This window comes from Edaphosphingomonas haloaromaticamans (genome assembly GCF_001853345.1).
Classification (GTDB): Bacteria; Pseudomonadota; Alphaproteobacteria; order Sphingomonadales; family Sphingomonadaceae; genus Sphingomonas_E; species Sphingomonas_E fennica.
In genome coordinates, this window is record NZ_MIPT01000001.1 from 82,541 (window position 1) to 104,663 (window position 22,123).

At 68.6% G+C, this 22,123-nt stretch carries 22 protein-coding genes; 11 read left to right on the forward strand and 11 right to left on the reverse strand.

Annotated features, from left to right (window positions below):
- Position 1 precedes the first annotated feature (1 nt).
- Together BHE75_RS00420 and BHE75_RS00425 are read right to left on the reverse strand one after the other, a co-directional pair.
- On the reverse strand, positions 2–682 hold the full coding sequence (locus BHE75_RS00420; RefSeq protein ID WP_015458796.1) for an ABC transporter ATP-binding protein: 681 nt from the start codon (positions 680–682) through the stop codon (positions 2–4).
- 6 nt (positions 683–688) lie between these two features.
- Positions 689–2,014: an efflux RND transporter periplasmic adaptor subunit gene (locus tag BHE75_RS00425; protein ID WP_070935321.1), complete on the reverse strand. Its 1,326-nt coding sequence runs from the start codon at positions 2,012–2,014 to the stop codon at positions 689–691.
- A gap of 235 nt (positions 2,015–2,249) precedes the next feature.
- Between BHE75_RS00425 and BHE75_RS00430 the strand changes: the two genes are divergently transcribed.
- Both BHE75_RS00430 and BHE75_RS00435 read left to right on the forward strand, forming a co-directional pair.
- Positions 2,250–3,647, forward strand: coding sequence for a sigma-54-dependent transcriptional regulator (locus tag BHE75_RS00430; RefSeq protein ID WP_070931644.1), 1,398 nt, complete (start codon positions 2,250–2,252; stop codon positions 3,645–3,647).
- Positions 3,637–4,977, forward strand: a complete 1,341-nt coding sequence (locus BHE75_RS00435) for a sensor histidine kinase (protein ID WP_070931646.1) — start codon at positions 3,637–3,639, stop codon at positions 4,975–4,977. The genes BHE75_RS00430 and BHE75_RS00435 overlap by 11 nt, the downstream gene beginning before the upstream one ends.
- 100 nt (positions 4,978–5,077) lie before the next feature.
- On the opposite strand, the gene BHE75_RS00440 is transcribed toward BHE75_RS00435, so the two are convergent.
- From BHE75_RS00440 to BHE75_RS00455, 4 genes are all read right to left on the reverse strand, one after another.
- Complete coding sequence (locus BHE75_RS00440) at positions 5,078–5,275, reverse strand: hypothetical protein (protein ID WP_015458800.1); 198 nt, start codon at positions 5,273–5,275, stop codon at positions 5,078–5,080.
- Between the two features lie 75 nt (positions 5,276–5,350).
- On the reverse strand, positions 5,351–5,881 hold the full coding sequence (locus BHE75_RS00445; protein WP_015458801.1) for a nuclear transport factor 2 family protein: 531 nt from the start codon (positions 5,879–5,881) through the stop codon (positions 5,351–5,353).
- Between the two features lie 126 nt (positions 5,882–6,007).
- Positions 6,008–7,396 carry a class II fumarate hydratase gene (fumC, locus tag BHE75_RS00450; protein ID WP_070931648.1) on the reverse strand — a complete coding sequence of 463 codons (1,389 nt, stop codon included), beginning with the start codon at positions 7,394–7,396 and terminating at the stop codon, positions 6,008–6,010.
- A gap of 136 nt (positions 7,397–7,532) precedes the next feature.
- Positions 7,533–8,012, reverse strand: a complete 480-nt coding sequence (locus tag BHE75_RS00455) for an SspB family protein (RefSeq protein WP_015458803.1) — start codon at positions 8,010–8,012, stop codon at positions 7,533–7,535.
- 79 nt (positions 8,013–8,091) lie between these two features.
- Here BHE75_RS00455 and hisB point away from each other — a divergent pair, with 79 nt between their 5' ends.
- From hisB to BHE75_RS00490, 7 genes are all read left to right on the forward strand, one after another.
- Positions 8,092–8,718, forward strand: a complete 627-nt coding sequence (gene hisB / locus BHE75_RS00460) for an imidazoleglycerol-phosphate dehydratase HisB (RefSeq protein WP_015458804.1) — start codon at positions 8,092–8,094, stop codon at positions 8,716–8,718.
- Complete coding sequence (gene hisH / locus BHE75_RS00465; protein WP_070931649.1) at positions 8,708–9,331, forward strand: imidazole glycerol phosphate synthase subunit HisH; 624 nt, start codon at positions 8,708–8,710, stop codon at positions 9,329–9,331. The genes hisB and hisH overlap by 11 nt, the downstream gene beginning before the upstream one ends.
- A 56-nt stretch (positions 9,332–9,387) precedes the next feature.
- Positions 9,388–10,119, forward strand: a complete 732-nt coding sequence (gene hisA, locus BHE75_RS00470; RefSeq protein ID WP_070931652.1) for a 1-(5-phosphoribosyl)-5-[(5-phosphoribosylamino)methylideneamino]imidazole-4-carboxamide isomerase — start codon at positions 9,388–9,390, stop codon at positions 10,117–10,119.
- A complete protein-coding gene (hisF, locus tag BHE75_RS00475) occupies positions 10,116–10,877 on the forward strand; it encodes an imidazole glycerol phosphate synthase subunit HisF (RefSeq protein ID WP_070931655.1) in 762 nt (253 codons plus the stop codon). The genes hisA and hisF overlap by 4 nt, the downstream gene beginning before the upstream one ends.
- A gap of 35 nt (positions 10,878–10,912) precedes the next feature.
- Positions 10,913–11,233, forward strand: a complete 321-nt coding sequence (locus BHE75_RS00480; protein WP_070931657.1) for a phosphoribosyl-ATP diphosphatase — start codon at positions 10,913–10,915, stop codon at positions 11,231–11,233.
- Between the two features lie 20 nt (positions 11,234–11,253).
- Positions 11,254–11,634 (forward strand): histidine triad nucleotide-binding protein, encoded by a 381-nt coding sequence (locus tag BHE75_RS00485; RefSeq protein ID WP_070931659.1) that lies wholly within the window; start codon positions 11,254–11,256, stop codon positions 11,632–11,634.
- Between the two features lie 99 nt (positions 11,635–11,733).
- On the forward strand, positions 11,734–13,296 hold the full coding sequence (locus BHE75_RS00490) for an amino acid permease (protein ID WP_070931660.1): 1,563 nt from the start codon (positions 11,734–11,736) through the stop codon (positions 13,294–13,296).
- An 83-nt stretch (positions 13,297–13,379) separates the two neighbouring features.
- Here BHE75_RS00490 and BHE75_RS00495 read toward each other — a convergent pair whose 3' ends face one another.
- The gene (locus BHE75_RS00495) at positions 13,380–14,288 is read right to left on the reverse strand and encodes a prephenate/arogenate dehydrogenase family protein (protein WP_070931663.1); all 909 of its coding nucleotides are present in this window, start codon (positions 14,286–14,288) and stop codon (positions 13,380–13,382) included.
- The gene (gene hisC / locus BHE75_RS00500) at positions 14,288–15,400 is read right to left on the reverse strand and encodes a histidinol-phosphate transaminase (RefSeq protein WP_070931665.1); all 1,113 of its coding nucleotides are present in this window, start codon (positions 15,398–15,400) and stop codon (positions 14,288–14,290) included. Before hisC ends, BHE75_RS00495 begins: the two co-directional genes overlap by 1 nt.
- Before the next feature lie 151 nt (positions 15,401–15,551).
- Here hisC and BHE75_RS00505 point away from each other — a divergent pair, with 151 nt between their 5' ends.
- Together BHE75_RS00505 and BHE75_RS00510 are read left to right on the forward strand one after the other, a co-directional pair.
- Positions 15,552–15,803 carry a hypothetical protein gene (locus tag BHE75_RS00505; protein ID WP_139181595.1) on the forward strand — a complete coding sequence of 84 codons (252 nt, stop codon included), beginning with the start codon at positions 15,552–15,554 and terminating at the stop codon, positions 15,801–15,803.
- 188 nt (positions 15,804–15,991) lie between these two features.
- On the forward strand, positions 15,992–16,213 hold the full coding sequence (locus BHE75_RS00510; protein WP_070931669.1) for a hypothetical protein: 222 nt from the start codon (positions 15,992–15,994) through the stop codon (positions 16,211–16,213).
- 27 nt (positions 16,214–16,240) lie between these two features.
- Here BHE75_RS00510 and BHE75_RS00515 read toward each other — a convergent pair whose 3' ends face one another.
- The 3 genes from BHE75_RS00515 to BHE75_RS00525 all read right to left on the reverse strand — a co-directional run bounded on the left by BHE75_RS00515 (position 16,241) and on the right by BHE75_RS00525 (position 21,868).
- Positions 16,241–17,524, reverse strand: a complete 1,284-nt coding sequence (locus BHE75_RS00515; protein ID WP_070931673.1) for a DUF445 domain-containing protein — start codon at positions 17,522–17,524, stop codon at positions 16,241–16,243.
- 97 nt (positions 17,525–17,621) lie between these two features.
- Entirely contained in the window at positions 17,622–20,693 is a 3,072-nt protein-coding gene (locus BHE75_RS00520; RefSeq protein ID WP_015458816.1) for an efflux RND transporter permease subunit, read from the reverse strand.
- A gap of 26 nt (positions 20,694–20,719) precedes the next feature.
- Positions 20,720–21,868 carry an efflux RND transporter periplasmic adaptor subunit gene (locus BHE75_RS00525; RefSeq protein WP_041865328.1) on the reverse strand — a complete coding sequence of 383 codons (1,149 nt, stop codon included), beginning with the start codon at positions 21,866–21,868 and terminating at the stop codon, positions 20,720–20,722.
- Positions 21,869–22,123 lie beyond the last annotated feature (255 nt).

Here is a 22,123-nt window from a genome sequence, read left to right on the forward strand (position 1 = left end):
CTCAGGCCGCGCGGCGGCGTTCGACGAGGACGCGCCCGTCCAGCATGTTGACGACGCGGCTCGCATAATCGGCGTGCGCGGGCGAATGGGTGACCATCACGATGGTGGTGCCGTCGCGGTTCAGCGCCTGCAGCATGTGCATCACCTCCTCGCCATGCTGGGTGTCGAGGTTGCCGGTGGGCTCGTCCGCCAGCACCAGCGCCGGCTTGCCCACCACCGCGCGGGCCACGGCCACGCGCTGCTGCTGGCCGCCGGAAAGCTGGCTGGGGCGGTGGTCGGCGCGATGCGCGATGCCCACGCGGTCCATCACCTGTTCCACCCGCTTGCGCCGCTCGGCCGCCGGGATGCCGTGATAGAGGAGGGCAAGCTCCACATTCTCGCGCACGCTCAGCTCGTCCACCAGGTTGAAGCTCTGGAAGATGAAGCCGATGTGGCGCTTGCGGATGTCGGCCAGCTTGGGCTCGGGCAGCCCCGCCACCTCGGTGTCGCGGAACTTGTAGGAACCCCCCGTCGGGCTGTCGAGCAGGCCGAGGATGTTGAGCAGCGTCGATTTGCCGCAGCCCGAAGGCCCCATGATGGCGAGGAATTCGCCCTCCAATATATCGAGGTCGATCGCGTCGAGCGCGGTCGTCTCCACGGTATCGGTGCGATAGGCGCGGGAAAGGTTGCGCAGGCTGAGCATGGGCTTTCAGTCCTTGTCCGAGAGGTCGAGCCGGGCCTTGTCCGTCAGGCCGGTATAGGGGGAGGTGACGATGCGTTCGCCGGGTTCCAGCCCGTCGAGCACCTCGATGAAATCGCTGTTGCGGCGGCCCAGGCGGACGCTGCGCTTCTCCGCGCTGCGGCCGTCGGGGGACACCACGAACACCCAGGCGCCGCCGGTGTCGTTGTAGAAGGCGCCGTTGGGGATGATGCGGGCGGGCGCGGGATCGCTCAGCGTCAGCTTCGCCTGCAGGCCCTGGCCGCGCTGGATGCCGGCGGGCTCGGGGCCCACGAACTGCAGGTCCACCTCGAACTGGCCGTCGCGCACCTGCGGATAGATTTTGGCGACCTTCAGCCGATAGGGCTTGCCGCCATGGTCCAGCACCGCCGTCTGGCCGGGCTGGATGCGGCCCAGATAGAATTCGTCGACGCCGGCGACCAGCTTGTTGCGGCCGGGGCTGTCGATCTGGCCGAGCCGCTCGCCCTGCTTCATCGACTGGCCGACCTGGATCGAAAAGGCGGTGAGCTGGCCCGAAACCGGCGCCCGCAGGTTGAGCGCATCGAGATTGGCGTTGGCGATGGCGAGGCTGGTCTGCAGCGATTCGGCCGATCGGCGGAGCTGGGCGAGCTGCTGGGATTGCAGCCGCTCGTCGGTGGCCTGCGCCACGCGCAGCACCTTCGCCCGGCGCTGCTGGAAATTATAGTCCTCGGCGGTGTCGGCGAAGGTCTTCTTGGCGACCCAGCCTTTCTCGACCAGCGCGGCCTCGCGCTCATATTGGCGGTGGGCCTTGGCGGCGGCGGCATCCGATTCGATGATGGCGCGCTGGTTGTCCAGCCGGTTGCGCTCCAGCGCCAGCTCCTGGCTGCGCATGTTGTTGAGCTGCTCGGTCACTTCCGTCTGCCGCGCCAGCACCGAAAGCTGGAGGTCGGCATTGGAAAGCACGGCGAGAAGCTGGCCCTGGATGACGGTGGCGCCGTCCTCCACCAGCACCTTCTCCACCCGGCCGCCCTCCACCGCATCCAGATAGACGGTGACGAGCGGGGTGACGCGGGCGCGCAGCGGCAGGAAATCCTCGAACACGCCCTGCCGCACCTCGCCGATGGCGACGTGCGATGCGGCCACCGTCTGGCTGCTGCCCGAAGGCGCCAGCCACCAGGCGCCGGCCAGCACCACGGCCCCGGCCGCGGCGCAGAGGCCGATCTTGATCCGCGCCGGCAGGCGCTTGCGCTCGACGATGCGGTCCATCGCGCCGCCCGAAGGCGGGGTGGCGGCGGTGTCGCCGGCATCGCTGGATTTGAGGGTTACGACAGGCATGGCCTCCGGCGTCGCAAGCTTCGTGCCAGCATCGCGATCCACGGATTTCAGCGCTTTGGCCGCCGGTCGCGGTGGCCGGGTGTCCGTTTCCGGACAGATGATGTGTCCGGTCGTGGACAGTGGGCGGCCATCGCCGCGCAAGGGGCCGGCGGGCGCGGGGCCTTGCGGAAATGGCACGCTATTTGATTGTCCGGTTTCGGACAGGCCCTAGAAGGGGCGCTGGAAAGGGAGCGGAATGGCGGGCGAACGATCTTTTGACCTCTGCCTGGTGGTGGACGATGACGAGGATATCCTCNTCGCCGCGCGGCTGCTGCTGCGCCAGCTCTTCCGCGATGTGGTGACGACCACCTCGCCGGAGGAAGCGCTGGCGCTGATGCGCGCGCGTGAGCCGGATGTGATCCTGCTCGATGCCAATTTCGCGCGCGGGGCGACCGACGGGGCGGAAGGGTTCCGCTGGCTGGGGCGGATGCTGGAGGCCGATCCCCAGGCGGTGATCGTGCTCATCACCGCCCATGGCGGGGTGCAGGTGGCGGTGAACGCCATGAAGCAGGGGGCGACCGATTTCGTCACCAAGCCCTGGGCCAACGAACGCCTGCTCGCCACCGTCCGCACCGCCGCGGCGCTGCGCGCCTCGCGCCGGGAGACGGGGGTGGAAAAAGCGCGCGCCGCCGCGATCGCCGCCCCGCCGGCGGGCGAAACGCCGCTGCTCGGCCGGTCGCCGGCGATGGCGCACGTGCTGTCCCTGATCGAACGCGCCGCGCCCACCGACGCCAACGTGCTGATTCTGGGCGAAAACGGCACCGGCAAGGAACTGGTCGCGCGCGAGATCCACCGCCGCTCCCGCCGCGCCGATGGCGTCATGCTGTCAGTCGATCTCGGCGCCGTGGCGGACAATCTGTTCGATTCGGAACTGTTCGGCCATGTGAAGGGTGCCTTCACCGACGCCCGCGCCGATCGCATCGGCCGGATGCAGGCGGCGGACGGCGGCACGCTGTTCCTCGACGAGGTGGGCAATCTGCCCCTCCACCTCCAGCCCAAGCTGCTGACCGCGCTCGAACAGCGCAGGGTGACGCCGGTGGGCGCCAACCGCCCCGTCGACATCGACGTCCGCGTGGTTGCCGCCACCAACCTCGCCCCGGATCGGCTGGCCGACGAGTCTGTCTTCCGCCCGGACCTCCTGTTCCGCCTCAACACCGTGGAGATCGAGCTGCCGCCGCTCCGCCGCCGGCGCGAGGATATTCCGCTGCTGCTCGATAATTTCCTGCGCTTCTACGCCCGCAAATATGGCGCGCCCGAACGCGCCGTGCCGGCCGATCTCCTGGCGGAGCTGGTCGCCTATGACTGGCCCGGCAATGTCCGCGCATTGCGCCACGCGGCCGAGCGCGCGGTGGTGCTGGCGCGGGGGGACAGCTTCGCCGCCGCCGATTTCCCGCTGCCGCGCGCCAGTGCGCCGATCCGGCTTTCGCCCGCCGCCGCCCCGCCGCCCGCGCAGGACCTCAACCTCGAACGCGCCGAGCGGCAGATGATCGAACGCGCGCTGAAGAAGCATGCCTACAATATCTCGGCCGCCGCGGCCGAGCTGGGGCTGACGCGGGGATCGCTCTATCGCAGGATGGAAAAGCATGGGCTTTAGGCGCGCCTTCGCGATCGGCCTCGCCTGGCGGGTGGCGCTGCTGCTGGCGGCGGCGATGCTGCTGATGTGGACGTTGCACCAGCCGGATCTCGGCGCCACGCGGATCGTGGCGGGCGCGGCGGTGATCGCGGCCGCCGTTCATCTCTGGGGCCATATCCGCCGCACCAACATGGAAGTGGCGCGCTTCGTGGAAAGCCTGGGCCATGGCGATCTTTCGCAGGCCTTCGGCCGGGCGGGCGCGGGCAGCGGCTTCGACGAGCTTGGCCGCACGCTCGACCAGGCGATGCGCCGGCTGCGCGAGGAACGGCTGGCGATCGCGGACGAGGGCCGGTTCGCGGCCGCGCTGGTGGATGAATCGCCGACCGCGCTCCTCACCATCGACGATGAAGGGCGGATCGATCTGGCGAACAAGGCGGCGCGTAAGCTGTTCCGCCGTGTGGCCGGGGTCCGGCGCGAGGATTTCGCCATCCACGGATCGACCTTCACCACCGCGCTGGAGGCGATCCGCCCCGGCGAGCGGCGGCTGACGACGATGCTGCTGGATGGTGCCGCCCAGCGGGCGATGCTGGTCGCCGCCGGAATCGCCCGCATGGGCGCGGAGATGCGGCTGGTTTCGGTGCAGCCGATCCAGAGCGAGCTCAACGCCGTGGAGATCGGCGCGCAGGCCGATCTGGTGCGGGTGCTGACGCATGAGATCATGAATTCGATGACGCCCGTCACCTCGCTCGCCGCCAGCGCCGCCGGGCTGATGCGCGAGGTGGATGACGGCCGCGATCCCGCGATCGGCGATGCCCGCCTGGCGGTGGAGACGCTGGCCCGGCGCGCGGCCGGGATCATGCATTTCGTGGAAACCTACCGCCAGTTCATCCGCACGCCCGAGGTGGCGGTGCGCCGCTTCGCTGGGCGGCCCTGGGCGGAGGAGATCGGCCGGCTGTTCGCGGCGTCGGCGCAGGGCGGGGACGTGCGGCTGGACGTGGCCGTGCCCGATGACATGCTGATCGATGGCGATCCCGACCTGCTGGCGCAGGTGGCGATCAACCTCCTCAAGAACGGGGCCGAGGCGGCTGCCGGCCATGCGGCGGAGCCCGCGGTACGGCTGGAGCTGACGCCGATGCCCGGCGGCCGCACGCTGATCGCGATCACGGACAACGGCCCCGGCGTGCCGGCGGGGTTCCGCGACGACGTGTTCCTGCCCTTCTTCACCACCAAGTCCAATGGCACCGGCGTCGGCCTCAGCCTCGCCCGCCGGATCGTGGTGGCGCATGGCGGCACCATCGCGCTGGCGCCGCCGGAAGAAGCAGAGGGCGCGCGCTTCGAGATTTTGATTTGAAACGGCACCGCCGGCTCCCCTACCCGGCCATCCAAGGGCAGTATCCTATGGGTGGCCGGGTAGGGGGGCGGGCCGGTGCCGCTACACGCCGTCGGGCCTATCAGATGCGCGTGCGATCCCGGTGCCGGTCATACGCCTTCTTCGCGACATAGCCCGCGCCGAGGGCGAGGCCGATCGGACCCAGCCGGCGCAGGCCGCCGGCCACCGCCGCGCCGATCACCGCGCCCTTGATGCCGCGGCCGCCCTCGCGCCGTTCGATCTCCCCGCCGACGAGCGCGCCAATCAACTTGCCGATCATTCCATTCCTCCGCCTTACGCGACGGAACAGCGCGTGAAGGCCCCTTGCGGTTCCGTCAAGCGGTGAGGCGGGGGATCAGGCCGCCCAGGATATCATGTGCGAGATATCGGTGCGGTCGGCCGGCTTGCGGCCGGTGCGGGCCAGCAGGTTGGACTTGATCTCGACATCGGCGGGCAGCTTGTCGACGAATTCGATCACGCGATCATATTCGGTGCGGGCGAGCTTCCACGTGCCGTCCACCCGGCGATACTGGTCGCGATAGATCGCCGTGCCTTCGGTGCGGGTGCGATCGGTGAGGTTCACGAAGATATCCTCGAGATACCAGATCCCCTCGGCCGTATCCTCGCCGGTCAGCGTGATTTCGGGCTGGTGGCCCTGGTGCATCGCCGCGCAATCGGAATTGAAGGAATTGGCTAGGAATTCCAGCATGTTTTCCCGGCCCTGCAGCTTCACCTTATAGCCGCCGCCGCGATATTCGACCGAGATGTCGTCGGTGAACATGTCGCTCAGCAGGCCGATGTCGGCGGTGTCGATGCCACGGAAGTAGCGATATTTGAGGGTGCGGATATCCTCGAAATCCGAAAGCTGCTGCAGGGTGTAGGCCATGTTGCTCTCTCCTAATCGCTCAAGGGCTAGACCCGGCGGCCCCCGCGCGCAATCGCGGGCGCCACTCCCATGGCCGCCCCGCGAAAGCCCGTCGCTTTCGGGGAAAGGACGGGCGGGATCGCCCGATCAGCCGATCATGGTTTCGGGCCGCACCACGCGGTCGAAGGTCGCCTCGTCCACCAGGTCGAGCGCCAGCCCCGCCTCGCGCAGCGTGAGGCCGTTGGCATGGGCATGCTTGGCGATCTTGGCGGCATTGTCATAGCCGATCTCGGGCGCGAGCGCCGTCACCAGCATCAGCGACCGATCGACCAGATCGGCGATGCGGGCGCGGTTCGCCTCCAGCCCCTCGACGCAGCGCCCGGCGAAGCTGTCCATGCCGGTCGCCAGCAGATCGATCGACCGCAGCAGGTTGGCGCCGATCATCGGCTTGAAGACATTGAGCTCCAGATGCCCCTGCAGCCCGCCGACGGTGATCGCCTGATGGTTGCCGATCACCTGCGCCGCCACCATCGTCAGCATCTCGCACTGGGTGGGGTTGACCTTGCCGGGCATGATCGAGCTGCCGGGCTCGTTCGCCGGCAGGTCGATCTCGCCCAGCCCCGAACGCGGGCCGGAACCCAATAGCCGGATATCGTTGGCGATCTTGGTGAGCGACACGGCCAGTGTCGAAAGCGTGCCGGATAAGTGGACGATCGGATCGTTGGAGGCCAGCGCCTCGAACTTGTTGGGCGCGGTCTCGAAGGCGAATCCGGTCAGCCGCGCGATCTCGGCCGCGATCGCCTCGCCGAAGCCCGCCGGGGCGTTGAGCCCGGTGCCCACCGCCGTTCCGCCCTGCGCCAGCAGCGCCATGCCGTGGCGCACCGCCGGCTCGATCCGGCGGCGGTCGCGATAGATCTGGTGGGCATAGCCGGAAAATTCCTGGCCGAGGGTGAGCGGCGTCGCATCCTGCAAATGGGTGCGGCCGATCTTGACGATATCGGCCCATTCCTTCGCCTTGGCCTCCAGCGCGGCATAAAGCCGGTCGATCGCCGGGAACAGTCGCCGCTCGGCGGCGAGCGCGGCGGCGACATGCAAAGCGGTGGGAAAGCTGTCGTTGGAGGATTGGCCGCGATTCACGTCGTCATTGGGGTGGACGGGGCTCTTGCCGCCGCGCGTGCCGGTCAGCAGCTCGTTGGCGCGGCCGGCGATCACCTCGTTCACGTTCATGTTCGATTGGGTGCCGGATCCCGTCTGCCAGATGACGAGGGGGAACTGGTCGTCGAGCTTGCCGGCGGCGACCTCGGCGGCGGCGGCCTCGATCGCATCCGCCTTCTCGCCCGCCAGCCCGTGCGCCCGGTTAACGTGCGCGGCCGCCTGCTTCACGATGGCGAGCGCATGGACGATGCCGATCGGCATCCGCTCCGTGGCGCCGAAGGGGAAATTCTCGATCGAACGCTGGGTCTGCGCGCCCCAATAGGCGTCGGCGGGAACCTCGATCGCGCCCAGGCTGTCGGTTTCGGTGCGGGTAGCGGACATGCTCGTCTCCGTATGCCGGCGGACGGCCCCGCCGTGCCTGCGAAGATGGCGCGTGACGGCACCGGATTCCAGCGCCGCCCGGAAAATTCCGGGGCGCCGACGGCCGATACCGCTACGGAGGCCCGCCGGCCGCCGCTTATTTCTTGCGGGTGAAATCCACCGAGACGACGTTGGAGCCGTCCTCGATCGGCTCGGCGATCGGGGCGTCGTTGCCGGCTGCGGCGGTTTCCTGCGGCTCGTCGTCGTCCTGCGCCTGGAACTGCAGGGCGAAATTCACGGCCGGATCGACGAAGCCCGTCACCGCCGCGAAAGGAATCACCAGCTTGGCCGGCATCTGGTTGAACGAAAGGCCCACCTCGAACGCGTCGGGGCGCACCTTCAGGTCCCAGAAGCGGTGCTGGATGACGATCGTCATCTCGTCCGGGAAACGTTCCGTCAGGTGCTGCGGAATGTCCACGCCGGGCGCATGCGTCTTGAAGGTGATGTAGAAATGGTGCTGGCCGGGCAGTCCGCCATTGGCCTGCACTTCGCCGAGCACGCGGCCGACGACGGCGCGCAGGGCCTCCTGCACGATCTCGTCATAGGGAATCAGGCTGTCGGGCGGTGTCTCGCTCATGCCTGCCTTCGTGGACATTGTGCCATTCAGGGTCAATAGCCTCGTTGCGTGATCGGGTGACGACGCTATAGCGACGGCCATGCGCACGGCCACTATCCAGCGGACGACCAGCGAGACCGACATCCGCGTCGAACTGAATCTCGACGGGACCGGCAGCTATGAGGTGTCGACCGGCATCGGCTTCCTCGATCATATGATCGAGCAGCTTTCCCGCCACTCGCTGATCGACCTCAAGGTCGCGGTGAAGGGCGATCTCCATATCGATCAGCATCATACGGCCGAGGACAGCGCGATCGCGATCGGCGAGGCGCTGACCAGGGCCCTGGGCGATCGCCGGGGCATCACCCGTTACGGCACGGCCTATGCGCCGATGGACGAGACGCTGACCCGCGTCGCCATCGACATTTCGGGCCGGCCCTATCTGGTGTGGCGCACCGAATTTTCCCAGGCCCGGCTGGGCGAGATGGATTCGGAGCTGTTCGAGCACTGGTTCCACAGCTTCGCGCAGGCGGCCGGCATCACGCTGCATGTCGAGACGCTCTACGGCCGCAACAATCATCATATCGTCGAAAGCGCCTACAAGGCGCTGGCCCGCGCGCTCCGCATCGCGGTGGAGATCGACCCGCGCAAGGCGGATGCGGTGCCCTCGACCAAGGGCACGCTCGGGGGAACCGGCGGGAACGAGATCGGGGATCATGGCGGCTGAGCGCATCGCGCTCGTCGATTATGGCGCGGGCAATCTGAGATCGGTGGAAAACGCGCTCCGGGCGGCCGGGGCGGAACGGGTGGACGTCACCGCCGATCCCGCCATGGTGCTGGCGGCCGACCGCATCGTGCTGCCCGGCGTCGGCGCCTTCGCCGCCTGCATGGGCGCGCTTTCGGCAATTCCCGGCATGGTCGATGCGATGGCGGAGGCGGTGCGGGTGCGCGGCCGGCCCTTCCTGGGCGTGTGCGTGGGCATGCAGCTGCTGGCCGATGCGGGCGAGGAACATGGCCGCCATGCCGGGCTCGGCTGGATCGGCGGCACGGTGCGCGCGCTGGAACCCGCCGATCCGGCGCTCAAGGTGCCGCACATGGGCTGGAACGACGTGCGGCCCACCGGCGTCGCCCCGCTGATCGATGCGGGCGAGGCCTATTATCTCCACAGCTTCGCCTTCGACGGCGTCGATCCCGCGCATCTGGCGGCGACCACCGATCATGGCGGCCCGGTGACGGCGGCGGTGGCGCGCGACACGATCGTCGGCGTGCAGTTCCACCCGGAAAAGAGCCAGGCCTACGGCCTCGCCTTCCTCGCCCGCTTCCTCGGCTGGCGGCCGTGAACGGGCAAGCGGGGCGACAGCATCGTGCAGGATAACAGGAAGATGGGTCGAACCGCATGAGCCTTATCGTCTTTCCCGCCATCGATCTGAAGGACGGGCAGGTCGTGCGCCTGGCCGAAGGCGATATGGCCCGCGCCACCGTCTATGGCGACGATCCGGCGGCACAGGCGGCGATCTTCGCGGAAGCGGGCGCCGATCATCTCCACGTCGTCGATCTGGACGGTGCCTTTGCCGGCCGCGCGGTGAACGCCGATGCGGTCGAAGCGATCATCCGCGCCTTCCCCGGCAAGGTGCAGGTGGGCGGCGGCATCCGCGATCGCGCGGCGGTCGATCGCTGGCTGGGGCTCGGCGTCGATCGGGTGGTGATCGGATCGGCGGCGCTCGACGATCCCGAATTCGTGAAGCAGGCCGCGCGCGATCTGCCCGGCCGCATCGTCGTCGGCGTCGATGCGCGCGACGGCATGGTCGCCACCCATGGCTGGGCGGACGTGTCCGACGTGCCGGTGGTGGAGCTGGCCCAGCGCTTCGCCGATGTCGGCGTGTCGGCCCTGCTCTTCACCGATGTCGGCCGCGACGGCCTGCTCAAGGGCTGCAATGTCGATGCGACGGTCCGCCTGGCGCGGCACACGCGGATCCCGGTGATCGCCTCGGGCGGCGTCGCCGATCTCGGCGACATATTGGAACTGGCCCGCAATGCGAGCGAGGGGATCGAAGGCGTCATCACCGGCCGCGCCCTCTATGACGGCCGGCTCGATCTGCGCGCGGCGCTTTCGGTGGCGCGGGGATGACGGTCCGCACCCGGATCATCCCCTGCCTCGACGTGGCCGGCGGCCGCGTCGTCAAGGGCGTGAACTTCGTCGACCTCGCCGATGCCGGCGATCCCGTGGAGCAGGCGCGCGTCTATGACGCGGCCGGGGCGGACGAGCTTTGCTTCCTCGATATCACCGCCACGCACGAAGGGCGCGGCACCATCCTCTATGTGGTGGCGCGCACCGCCGCCGTCTGCTTCATGCCGTTGACGGTGGGCGGCGGCGTCCGCAGCGTCGATGATGCGCGCGCCCTGCTGCTGGCGGGCGCGGACAAGGTGGCGGTGAATTCCGCCGCCGTCGCCCGGCCGGAACTCGTCGCCGAAATGGCCGAGCGGTTCGGCGCGCAATGCGTGGTGGGCGCGGTGGATGCCCGCGCGGTGGCGCCCGGCCGGTGGGAGATCTTCACCCATGGCGGCCGCAAGCCCACCGGGATCGATGCCGTCGCCCATGCCGTGCGGCTGGCGGAACTGGGCGCGGGCGAGCTGCTCGTCACCTCGATGGACCGGGACGGCACGCGCGACGGCTATGATCTGGCGCTCACCCGCGCGATCGCGGACAGGGTGCGCGTGCCGGTGATCGCCAGCGGCGGCGTCGGCGCGCTCGACCATCTCGTCGCCGGTGTGGTGGAAGGCCATGCCAGCGCCGTGCTCGCCGCCTCGATCTTCCATTTCGGCCAGCATTCCATTGCCGAGGCCCGCGCCGCGCTGCGCGCCGCCGGCCTGCCCGTCCGCGCGTGATTGACGGCGGCGGGGGGCACGCGGCAGTTAGGCACATGGCCGATACCCTCACCCGCCTGGAAGCTACCGTCCGCGCCCGCAAGGGCGGCGATGCCGCGACCTCCTATGTCGCCCGCCTGTTCGCGCGCGGGCGGCCCAAGATCGCCCAGAAACTGGGGGAGGAGGCGGTGGAGACCGTGATCGCGGCCATGGCCGGCGATCGCGCGGAGGTGATCAAGGAATCCGCCGACCTCCTGTTCCACCTCACGGTGCTGCTGGCGGAGATGGACGTGCCGCTGGCCGACGTGCTGGCCGAGCTCGATCGGCGCGAGGGCCTGTCCGGTCTCGCCGAAAAGGCGGCGCGGCCGGCGGAATAGGATAATCAAGGAACGGAAAGATGCCGATCGACGCCACCCAACCCTATGACGACGGCAATATCTTCGCCAGGATATTGCGGGGCGAGCTGCCGGCGAAGCGCGTCTATGAGGATGATTTCGCTCTGGCTTTCCACGATATCAATCCGCAGGCGCCGACCCACATATTGGTGATCCCCAAGGGCGCCTATGTCTCGTGGGACGATTTCAGCGCCAGGGCGGGCGATGCCGAGATCGCCGGCTTCGTCCGCGCCGTCGGCCAGGTCGCGCGCGCGGCCGGGCTGGTGGAGCCGGGCTACCGCCTCCTCGCCAATACCGGCCTCGACAGCCATCAGGAGGTGCCGCACCTCCACGTCCATATCTTCGCCGGGCGGCCGCTGGGGCCGATGCTCGCCCACATATAATCTGTTGCGCGGTGAAGATTAGCCTTTAGGCTCACGCCAACGTCATTCCGGGCGCGGCCGCGCGTTGCCGCAGCCCGTCTGCTTCGGGGAAAGCACCTCATGATATTCGGGCGCGTCAAATCACTCGACGCCATTCTGCGAACCGCAGAGAAAAAATCGCTGCACCGCTCGCTGGGCGCGCTGCAACTCACCTTGCTCGGCGTCGGCGCCATCATCGGCACCGGTATCTTCGTCCTCACGTCGGAAGCGGCGCAGAAGGCCGGGCCGGGCATGATGATCAGCTTCGTCATCGCCGGCGCGGTCTGCGCGGTGGCGGCGCTCTGCTATTCGGAACTGGCGTCGATGGTGCCGGTCTCGGGATCGGCCTACACCTATACCTATGCGGTGATGGGCGAATTGCTCGCCTGGCTGGTGGGCTGGGCGCTCGTCCTCGAATATGCGGTCGCGGCATCGGCGGTGTCGGTCGGCTGGTCCGGCTATTTCGTCGGGCAGATGCGGGGCTGGTTCGGCATCGATCTGCCGCCGGAACTGGTCAGCGGCCCGTTCGCGGGCGGCATCATCAACCTGCCGGCGGTGGTGATCGCGATGCTGATCACCGCGCTCCTGATCCGCGGCNCCACCGAAAGCGCGCGGGTGAATGCGGTCCTCGTCGCCATCAAGGTGACGGCGCTCACCATCTTCATCGTCCTCGCCATCCCGGTGATGCGGATGGAGAATTTCGAACCCTTCACGCCGATGGGCTGGGCGGGCAGCAACGGCGCCGGCGTGATCGGCGCGGCGGCCTCGATCTTCTTCGCCTATGTCGGCTTCGATGCGGTCTCGACCGCGGCGGAGGAGACCAAGAACCCGCAGCGCAACGTGCCGCTGGGCCTGATCGGATCGCTGGCGATCTGCACCATCTTCTACATGCTGGTGGCGGCAGGCGCGATCGGATCGCCGCTGGGGTCGCAGCCGGTGATGAGCGCGCTGGGCGACTGGCTGGCGCCGGGATCCAAGGAACTGGCCGATCGCTGCCAGGTGCTGGCCGGCATCGGCAGCGAGCCGCTCAGCTGCTCCAAGGAAGCGCTGGCGCACGTGCTGCGCGAGATCGGCTATTTCAAGGTTGGCAACCTGATCGGCCTCGCCGCCTTCCTGGCGCTGCCCTCGGTGATCCTCGTCATGATCTACGGCCAGACGCGCATGTTCTTCGTGATGTCGCGCGATGGCCTGCTGCCCGAACGGCTGTCCACCGTCCACCCGACCTGGAAGACGCCGCATATCATCACCGCGATCACCGGTATCGGCGTCACCCTGGCGGCCGCCTTCCTGCCGGTGGGCAAGCTCGCCGACATCGCCAATGCCGGCACGCTCTTCGCCTTCATCGCGGTCGCGATCGCGGTCGTGCTGCTGCGCCGCCGCGATCCGGCCCGCCACCGCCCGTTCCGCACGCCGGCGCTCTGGTTCGTCGCGCCGGCGACGGTGATCGGCTGCGTCGGCCTCTATCTCAGCCTGCCGTTCGAGGCGCAGATGGTGCTGCCGATCTGGGGCGGCATCGGCCTCGTCCTCTACTTCGCCTATGGCTATCGCAAGAGCCATGTCGGCCGGGGCCTCGTCGAGGTGCCGGAGCTGGACGCCGATGCCCCGCCCTCGCCGGGCGAGGTGGAGCGGCCGTTCGACAGCTGACCGGACAAGCCTCCGGCAAAGAAAAAGGCCCGCCCCCGGACAAGGGGCGGGCCTTTCTCGTTTTCGGGGCGGTGCGGCCCGGCCTATTCGTGGCTGCGGCCGAAATCGGGGCGGGCGTCGTCCTGCCCCTGCTCGATGATCGAGCGGCGGATCGCTCGGGTGCGGGTGAACAGGTCGAACAAGGCGTCGCCGTCCCCCCAGCGGATCGCGCGCTGGAGCGCGGTCAGGTCCTCGGAGAAACGCTGGAGCATCTCCAGCACCGCATCCTTGTTGGCCAGGAACACGTCGCGCCACATCGTCGGGTCGGATGCGGCGATGCGGGTGAAATCGCGGAAGCCGCCGGCCGAATATTTGATCACCTCGCTCTGCGTCACCTCCTCCAGGTCGGAAGCGGTGCCGACGATGGTATAGGCGATCAGGTGGGGCAGGTGGCTGGTGATGGCGAGCACCAGGTCATGGTGCCGCGCGTCCATAATCTCCACCTTCGCGCCCAGCCCTTCCCAGAAGGCGGTGAGCCGGACGATGGCGGCCTCGCCCGCGCCTTCGGGCGGGGTGAGGATGCACCAGCGGCCGTGGAACAGCGTGGCGAAGCCCGCGTCCGGCCCGCTATTCTCGGTGCCGGCCACCGGATGGGCGGGGATGATGGTGGCGCCGGGCAGGGCCGCCTGCAGCGCGGCCTCCACGCCCGCCTTGGACGATCCGACGTCGCTGACGATCGCGTCCGCCGGCAGGTCCGCCGCGACCGCCGCCGCCACCGCCGCCATCGCGCCCACCGGAACGCACAGGATCACCAGATCGGCATCGGTGACGGCCGCGCCCGGCGTATCGGCGACATCGTCGACAAGGTCGATCGCCACCGCCCGCGCGCGGACGCCGGGATCGGCATCATGGCCGGTCAGCCGCACCGTCGGCATGTGCTGGCGCACCGCGCGGGCGATCGAGGAGCCGATCAGCCCCAGCCCGATGATCGAAACCCGCGCGAACGGCAGCATCAGGCCGCCTCGGTCGCGCTCGCGCCGACGATCCGGCGCAGCGCGTCGGCCAGGCCGCGCGTCTCCGCTTCGGTCCCGATCGATATGCGCAGCGCCTGCGGCAGGCCCTGGCCGGGCAGCCAGCGGACGATATAGCCGTGATCCATCAGCGCCTTATAGGCCTGCTCCGCCGTCACCTCGCCTTCGAACAGGACGAGGATGAAATTGGCCTTGGACGGCACCGCGCGCAGGCCGGCATTGCCGAGGCTCGCGATCTCGCCCTCCAGCCAGGCGCGCCAGCGATCGTTATGCGCGCGGCTGTGGGCGACGAAGGCCTTGTCCTCCAGCGCCGCGACCGCCGCCATCTGGCCGGCGGTGGTGACGTTGAAGGGCGCGCGGATCTTGTGCATCGCCTGGATCACCGGCGCCGGGCCGTAACCCCAGCCGATCCGCTCCGCCGCCAGCCCGAAGATCTTGGAGAAGGTGCGCGTCACCAGCACGTTGGATGCGGTCTGCGCCAGCTCGAAGGCGCCGTCGTCATCGGCGGGATCGAGATATTCGGCATAGGCCTGGTCGACGACGAACAGGCAGTCCGAAGGCAGGCCGGCATGCAGGCGCATCAGGTCCGCGCGCGGGATGAAGGTGCCTGTCGGATTGTTGGGATTGGCGATGAAGACGACGCGGGTGCGATCGGTGACATGCGCCAGCAGCGTATCGACATCGGTGGCGAAATCCGTGTCCGGCGCCTCCACCGGCGTCGCGCCCACGCGGCGCGCGGCGATGGGGTAGACGGAAAAGCCGTAGCGGACGAACAGCACCTCGTCGCCCACGCCGGCGAAGGCGCCGGCGGCGAGGTGGAGCACCTCGTCCGATCCGGTGCCGTGGATCACGCGCGCGGGATCGAGGCCATAATGCGCGGCGATCGCCTCGCGCAGCGCGACCGCGCCGGCATCGGGATAACGATCGAGCGACGCGGCCCCGGCGGCGAAGGCGGCCCGCGCCGCTTCGCCCGTGCCGAGCGGATTCTCGTTCGAGGAAAGCTTGGCGACCTTGCGGCCGTCATCGGTGGTGGACCGGCCGGGCACATAGGGCGCGATGGCATCGATCCAGGGCTTGGGGGCAGGCGCAGTCATGGCCCGCGCCTTAGCGCAGCGATGCGGGGAAATACATAGCATCGGGCGGCCTTGCGGTAGCATATTTACGCGACACGCGAATCATGCCAGCAGACGGTGTTCAACTTGGGGGTTGGTAATGAGGCTTAAGCTTTTACTTGGGGCGATGTTGTTGGCGGGGACGGTGCAGGTGCAGGCGCAAACCACGCCGGCGCCGCAGGACAATCCCGACGCGCCCGAACGGATGGCGGACAAGGACGATCGCATCGTCTGCAAGCGCTTCCAGAAGATCGGCTCGCTCGTCGCGACCTACAAGACCTGCAAGACCGTGCGGGAATGGCGGCGCGAGCGCGAGGGCATCCGTAGCACCACCGGTGCGGGCGGATGCGGCGGCACCGCCGAAACCGGGATTTGCGGCGGCTAACCGGCTGCCTCTGGCGAGGCGCTGCCGGAGGTCCTCGGGGTGGTGGAAAATTCCGTGCCCCCCCCCCGGACAGTCTGCCGCGCCCCGGCCTCGCTTCATGGCGGCGGCGGGCCAGATGCGTTTTTCGCACGGAACCGGCGACCGCCTTGCCGCATTGCAGCATCGTCCAGGAGGCGGAGGCTGCATTGATGACATCATCCGAACTGCGCGCGCATGCCGATCGCTGTCGCGATGTCGCGCGGAGCTTGCCGGCCGGGGCATGCCGGCAGGTGCTGATCGATGCCGCGCGGGATTATGATCGCCGTGCCGACAGGCTCGACCTGCTGGCGCGCACTCCGGTGGCGCGCTGGCTGGATCGGTGGGACCATCGGCCCGGATCGGAGATGCCGAACCGGGCGCGCCTCGCTTAAGGACAGGATTCCCAGAGGCTGGGGGGCTCAGCGCAGCGCCGGCAGCCAGGCGTTGGCGGCATGGATCGCCACGCCGACCAGGCCGCCCACCACCGTGCCGTTGATGCGGATATATTGAAGGTCGCGGCCGACGGCGGCTTCCAGCCGGTCGGTCACCGTCCCCGCATCCCAGCCGCGGATCGTATCCGAAACCAGCCGGACGATCGAATCGCCATAGGCGGCCACCGCGCCCACCGTGGCGCGGCGGGCGAACTGGTTGATGGTGCGGCGCAACCGTTCATCCTGTTGCAGCGTCTCGCCCAATTGGCGCAGCGTCTCGCCCAGGCGGCCGGCCATCGCCGCGTGGGGATCGCGCGCGGCGTTGAGCAGCGCCTCGCGCGCCTGCCGCCACAGGCCGTCGATCCAGGCCGCCACCGCCGGATTGGCGATGATCTCCGCCTTGAACGCGGCCACCTTCGCCTGCATCGCCGGATCATGCTGGAGGTCGAGCGCCAGCGTGGCGAGACCCTCCTCCGCCTTGGCGCGAAGCGGATGGGTTGGGTCCTCCGCCATCTCGGCGAGCAGCTTGTTGAGCCCGTCGACGATGGCGTTGGCCAGCCGCTCATCCAGCCCCGTCCAGCGCATGATCGCGCCGGCGCGCTTGTGCACCATGTCGCGGATCATCGCTTCATTGGCTTCCAGCGTCCGCGCGGCCCACAGGATGATGCCGTCGAGCAGCGGCACATGGCGGTCCTCGGCGATGGCGGCCCGCAGCGACTGGCCTAGCAGCGGCGCGATATCGAGCGCCTTCAGCCGCGCGGCCACGGCGCCCTTCACCATGCCGCCCAGCCTCTGGTCGTCCAGCGATTCGAGGATCGATGCGGCCAGTTTGGACGCGCCTTCGCGCAGCCGTCCTTCGCCCGAAGGCGGCTGGGCGAGGAAACGGCCCGCCGCCGCCGCCACGTCCGCCCGCCGCAGCCGGCGCGCGACCACCGAGGGGATCAGGAAATTGTCGCGCAGGAAGGTGGCGAGCGCGCCGCCGATCCTGTCCTTGTTGCGGGGGATGATGGCGGTGTGGGGAATGGGCAGGCCCAGCGGGTGGCGGAACAGCGCGGTGACGGCGAACCAGTCGGCCAGCCCGCCGACCATCGCCGCCTCGGCAAAGGCGCGGACATAGCCCCAGGCCGGCATCCCCCGCGCTTCCTGGCTGCGCGCCAGCACATAGGTGGCGGCCATGGCGACAAGCAGCCCGGTGGCGACGATCCGCATCCCGCGCGTTCCCCCCTGGGCGGGGTTGAAACGGTCGAGTCCGATACGCGCGAGCAATGCCATGTCCGTAACAATGACCGTTACGGCCGAAGGTTCAAGGCGGGGCGGTGTTTTCCTGCCGGGGCGAGGGGGCGGAGCATGGGCGCCGCCCCCATTTCCGTCACTCGGCCGGCTGCGGCGCGGGCCGGCCTTCCTCGCGCGGCTCGTTATTGGTGAGCCAGCGGCTGAGCTTCGGCGCCAGCCGGCTTTCGAAGCCGATCGCCAGGCTGAAGGCGGCCGGCACGATCACCAGCGTCAGCAAGGTGGAAAGGATCAGGCCGCCGATCACGACGATGCCCATCGGCGCCCGCCAGCTGCCGTCGCCGGAGATCGCCAGCGCCACCGGCAGCATGCCGGCGACCATCGCCACCGTCGTCATCACGATCGGCTGGGCGCGCTTGTGGCCGGCGTCCATGATCGCCTCGAACTTGGGCACGCCCTTGTACATCTCCTCCAGCGCGAAATCGACGAGCAGGATCGAGTTCTTGGCGACGATGCCCAGCAGCATCAGCAGGCCGATCAGCACCGGCATGGAGATGGGGTTGCCGGTGAGGTGGAGGGCGAGGCCGCCGCCCAGCGGCGCCAGCAGCAGCGATCCCATGTTCACCAGCGGCGGCATGATCCGCTTGTAGAGCAGCACCAGCACCGCGAAGACCAGGAACACGCCCGCGATCACCGCGATGATGAAGTTGTTGACCAGCTCGGCCATCATCTTGGTGTCGCCGAAGGACACGCGCTCCACGCCCTGCGGCAGGTTCTTCATCGTCGGCAGCGCGTTGATCTCATTCTCTGCGGTCACGGCGCCGGGCGCCAGATCGGCGCTGATGACGATGCGGCGATTCTGGTTGAAGCGCCGCAGTTCCGACGGTCCCGCGCCGAACCCGATCTCGGCCACCACCTTCAGCGGCACCGATCCGCCGTTGGCGGTCGGCACGGGCAGGTTCTCGATCGTCGAAAGATCGCGCCGCGATGCTTCCTTCAGCGCCACCCGGATCGGAATCTGACGATCGCTGAGCGAGAATTTCGCGACATTCTGGTCGATATCGCCCTGGGTGGCGATGCGGATCGTCTGGCTGAGCGCGGCGGTCGTCACGCCCATGCTGGCGGCGAGATCGAGGCGCGGCTTGATCGTGATTTCAGGCCGCTGCAGATCGCCATCGACGCGCGGCGCGCGCAGCTGCGGCAGGTGCGCCATCTCGGCGACCAGCCTGTTGGCGGTCGCGTTCAGCTTGTCCGGATCGCTGCCCGCCAGCATCACGGTGATGTCGCGGCCAAGCCCGCCCGATTGCGAACGGAAGCTGACACGGGCATCGGGTATGTCGCGCAGCTTGGGCGCCAGCGCACGCTCGAATTCCACGCTGGTGCGTTTCCGATCCTTCTTGAGCGTGATGAAGACATTGGTATCGGAACCGACATTCACGTCGGCGAAGGCGGCGGCCACCTCGGGCGCCTCGTTTAATATGTCGGTGACGTGCTGGGCGACCGCCTTGGTCTGCTCCAGCGTCGCGCCCGGCACCATCTGGATCTGCACCTGGCTGTAATCGGTGTTGATCGTCGGCTGGTTGGTGAAGGGCAGCGTCATGAAGGTGAAGATCATCGCCACGAAGGAAAGCGCGCCGATGCCCATCGTCTTCCAGCGGTTGGTGATCGACCAGTGCAGCGCCCGCATATAGGCGTCCATCAGCCAGCCCTCGCCATGGCTTTCCTCGCCATGGGCCTTGAGGAAATAGGCCGCGATCATCGGGGTGATGAGGCGCGCGACCGCGAGGCTGAGCAGCACGGACACCACGACCGTGAGGCCGAACTGCTTGAAGAACTGGCCGGATATGCCGCCCATCACGCCCACGGGCAGGAACACCGCGACGATCGCCATCGTCGTCGCCAGCACGGCGAGGCCGATCTCGTCGGCGGCGTCGATCGCGGCCTGATAGGCCGTCTTGCCCATGCGCATGTGGCGGACGATATTCTCGATCTCCACGATCGCGTCGTCCACCAGCACGCCCGCCACCAGGCTGAGCGCGAGGAGGCTTACCGTGTTGAGCGTGAAGCCCATCAGGTCCATGAACCAGAAGGTGGGGATGGCGGAAAGCGGGATGGCCAGCGCCGCGATCACGGTGGCGCGCCAGTCGCGCAGGAACAGGAAGACTACGATCACCGCCAGCACGGCGCCCTCGATCATCGCATGGATGGCGGAGGTATATTGCTCGCGCGTATATTCGACGCTCGTATAGAGCTCGGTGAACTTGATCTTGGGATTTTCCTTCTCGATCTTCGCCAGCATCGCCTTGGCTTCGTCATAGACGGCCAGGTCGGATGCCCCCTTCGACTTCTCCAGCGCGAAGCTCAGCACCTGCCGGTTGTTCATCATCGCGACCGAGCGCTGCTCGGCATAGAGATCGCGGACGTCGGCGATGTCGGCGAGCTTGATCGAGCGGCCGTCGCCGACGGCGATCTGCGACTGGCCCAGCTCGTAGGCGTTGCGGGCGTTGCCCAGCACGCGCACGGACTGTTCGGCGCCGGCGATCTCCGCCCGGCCGCCGGCCGCGTTCACGTTGGTCTGGCGGAGCTGGGCGTTGACCTGCGCGGCGGTGAGGCCCTGCGCCTGCAGCTTGACCGGATCGAGGATCACGCGGATCTCGCGGCTCACGCCGCCGCCGCGCCGCACCGCGGACATTCCGGGAATGGTCAGCAGCCGCTTGGCGACGGTATCATCGACGAACCAGCTCAATTCCTCGAGCGTCATGTCGACCGCTTCGGCCGAGACATAGGCGATCGGGCCGCCGTCCACGTCGACGCGCTCGACCTGCGGCTCCAATATGCCTTCGGGCAGGTCGGAACGGATGCGGGCCAGCGCGTCGCGCACGTCGTTGACGGCGCGGTCCACCGGCGTGCCGATGTGGAACTGCACGAAGGTGCGCGAATTGCCCTCGCTCACATAGGAGGACATTTCGTCGACGCCGTTGATGCCGCGGATCGCGGCCTCGACGCGCTGCGTCACCTGCGTTTCCAGCTCGGTCGGGGCCGCGCCCGGCTGGGAGATGACGACCTGCGCGGCCGGGAAGCTGATGTCGGGATTCTGGTTCACGTCCAGCCGGCTGAACGCGATCATGCCGGCCAGCGTGAGCGCGATGAACAGCACGATCGGCGCCACCGGATTGCGGATGGCCCAGGCGGATATATTGCGGAAGTCCATTTATCTTCGCCTTTTACCGCCGGCCGTTACGGCCGCGCCTTCGCGCGTTCGGGAATCACCTTGTCGCCGGGATTCAGGAAGGCGCCGGCGGAAAGCACGACATGCTCGTTGCCCGTGAGCCCGGAAAGGATGGCGATCCCGGCATTGGAAACGGCACCCGTCTTCACGTCGCGGCGCACCACCTTGTTCTCGCCATCGACGATATAGACGAAATTGCCCTTCTCGTCGCTCTGCACGGCGGATTCGGGGAGCAGCGGCGCCTGGACATGGCCGCTGGTGATTTCCGCCGCGGCAAAGCCGCCGGGGCGCAGCGCCTTGTCGTAATGGAGCGCGATGCGCACCGTGCCCTGCCGGGTCAGCGGATCGATCACCGGCGAAAGCTGCCAGATCTGGCCGGTGAAGCTGGTGGTGGTGCCCACCGGCGTCACCAATGCGGTCTGGCCGACCGCGAGCGTCGCGAGATCGCTTTCGGCCAGGCGGGCCAGCATCTCCATCTCGCCGCCCTTGGCCATGCGGAACAGCGCGGTGCTGGCCGAGCTCACGATCTGGCCGGGTTCCACCGCGCGGGCGAGGACGAGGCCGGCCTCCGGCGCGCGGATGTCCAGGCGGCCCAGCCGGGCGTTCATCTCATTATATTGGGCGCTGGCCAGCCGCACCTTGGCGAGGGCCGCGTCGCGCGTGGCCGTCTTGCGTTCGATATCGGCCTGGCTCACGAAGCCGCGCGCCACCAGCTTCTGGGCGCGTTCCAGCTCGTTCTGGGCCAGCCGGGCATCGGCCTCGGCCGCGGCGATCTGGGCATGCATCTGCGCCGATTGCTGGACCTGCACCTGCCGGTCGACCGTCGCCAGCACCTGGCCCTTGCTCACCCAGTCGCCCGGTTCGACGAGCACGCGGGTGACGATGCCGCCCTCGCCCGCCACGCCGACGGGCATTTCGCGCCGCGCGGCGAGGTTGCCGGTGGCGGAAATGAGGTTGGTCACGCTCTGGCGGCCGGGGGCGACCACGGTGACGCGGGGCAGGGACGGCCCCTGGGCGGCCGGCCCTTCGCCGCCGCGCAGGGCGAAGAAGGCGATCAGCGCCAGCACCGCCACCGCGATGCCCGCCAGAATCAGCAGCTTGCGCCGCCGGCCGTTCCCCACATCCTGGCCGCCCTCGACGGATTCGATCGTCTCCATCCGCTTGCGCCAGAAACCCTGTTCGACGTTCATCGCCTTCATCTTTCCACCCTGCGGCACACGGCCCCACGCCTATCCGCCGCCCGCTGTATTATCTGAATATATCACCCACCTCAAGCGCCCACCGCAAGCGGGTATTTTCGTTGCCGCTCCTTACCACGTCTTTCGCGCACAGGAAGGTACGGATCGGCCCGATTTTCGCTTGTCAGGCGCTTCGCGGCGGGGCCAGATGCCGGAACGGGCGCACCGAAAACC

Excerpts from the sequence above, each read along its gene's own strand:
- hisF (WP_070931655.1), top strand. The coding sequence starts at position 10,116 with ATGACGGTCCGCACCCGGATCATCCCCTGCCTCGACGTGGCCGGCGGC.
- BHE75_RS00520 (WP_015458816.1), bottom strand. The coding sequence starts at position 20,693 with ATGGACTTCCGCAATATATCCGCCTGGGCCATCCGCAATCCGGTGGCG.
- BHE75_RS00480 (WP_070931657.1), top strand. The coding sequence starts at position 10,913 with ATGGCCGATACCCTCACCCGCCTGGAAGCTACCGTCCGCGCCCGCAAG.
- BHE75_RS00510 (WP_070931669.1), top strand. The coding sequence starts at position 15,992 with ATGACATCATCCGAACTGCGCGCGCATGCCGATCGCTGTCGCGATGTC.
- hisC (WP_070931665.1), bottom strand. The coding sequence starts at position 15,400 with ATGACTGCGCCTGCCCCCAAGCCCTGGATCGATGCCATCGCGCCCTAT.
- BHE75_RS00495 (WP_070931663.1), bottom strand. The coding sequence starts at position 14,288 with ATGCTGCCGTTCGCGCGGGTTTCGATCATCGGGCTGGGGCTGATCGGC.
- BHE75_RS00420 (WP_015458796.1), bottom strand. The coding sequence starts at position 682 with ATGCTCAGCCTGCGCAACCTTTCCCGCGCCTATCGCACCGATACCGTG.
- fumC (WP_070931648.1), bottom strand. The coding sequence starts at position 7,396 with ATGTCCGCTACCCGCACCGAAACCGACAGCCTGGGCGCGATCGAGGTT.
- BHE75_RS00445 (WP_015458801.1), bottom strand. The coding sequence starts at position 5,881 with ATGGCCTACACCCTGCAGCAGCTTTCGGATTTCGAGGATATCCGCACC.
- BHE75_RS00435 (WP_070931646.1), top strand. The coding sequence starts at position 3,637 with ATGGGCTTTAGGCGCGCCTTCGCGATCGGCCTCGCCTGGCGGGTGGCG.
- hisA (WP_070931652.1), top strand. The coding sequence starts at position 9,388 with ATGAGCCTTATCGTCTTTCCCGCCATCGATCTGAAGGACGGGCAGGTC.
- BHE75_RS00525 (WP_041865328.1), bottom strand. The coding sequence starts at position 21,868 with ATGGAGACGATCGAATCCGTCGAGGGCGGCCAGGATGTGGGGAACGGC.
- BHE75_RS00425 (WP_070935321.1), bottom strand. The coding sequence starts at position 2,014 with ATGCCTGTCGTAACCCTCAAATCCAGCGATGCCGGCGACACCGCCGCC.
- BHE75_RS00485 (WP_070931659.1), top strand. The coding sequence starts at position 11,254 with ATGCCGATCGACGCCACCCAACCCTATGACGACGGCAATATCTTCGCC.
- hisB (WP_015458804.1), top strand. The coding sequence starts at position 8,092 with ATGCGCACGGCCACTATCCAGCGGACGACCAGCGAGACCGACATCCGC.
- BHE75_RS00455 (WP_015458803.1), bottom strand. The coding sequence starts at position 8,012 with ATGAGCGAGACACCGCCCGACAGCCTGATTCCCTATGACGAGATCGTG.
- hisH (WP_070931649.1), top strand. The coding sequence starts at position 8,708 with ATGGCGGCTGAGCGCATCGCGCTCGTCGATTATGGCGCGGGCAATCTG.
- BHE75_RS00515 (WP_070931673.1), bottom strand. The coding sequence starts at position 17,524 with ATGGCATTGCTCGCGCGTATCGGACTCGACCGTTTCAACCCCGCCCAG.
- BHE75_RS00440 (WP_015458800.1), bottom strand. The coding sequence starts at position 5,275 with ATGATCGGCAAGTTGATTGGCGCGCTCGTCGGCGGGGAGATCGAACGG.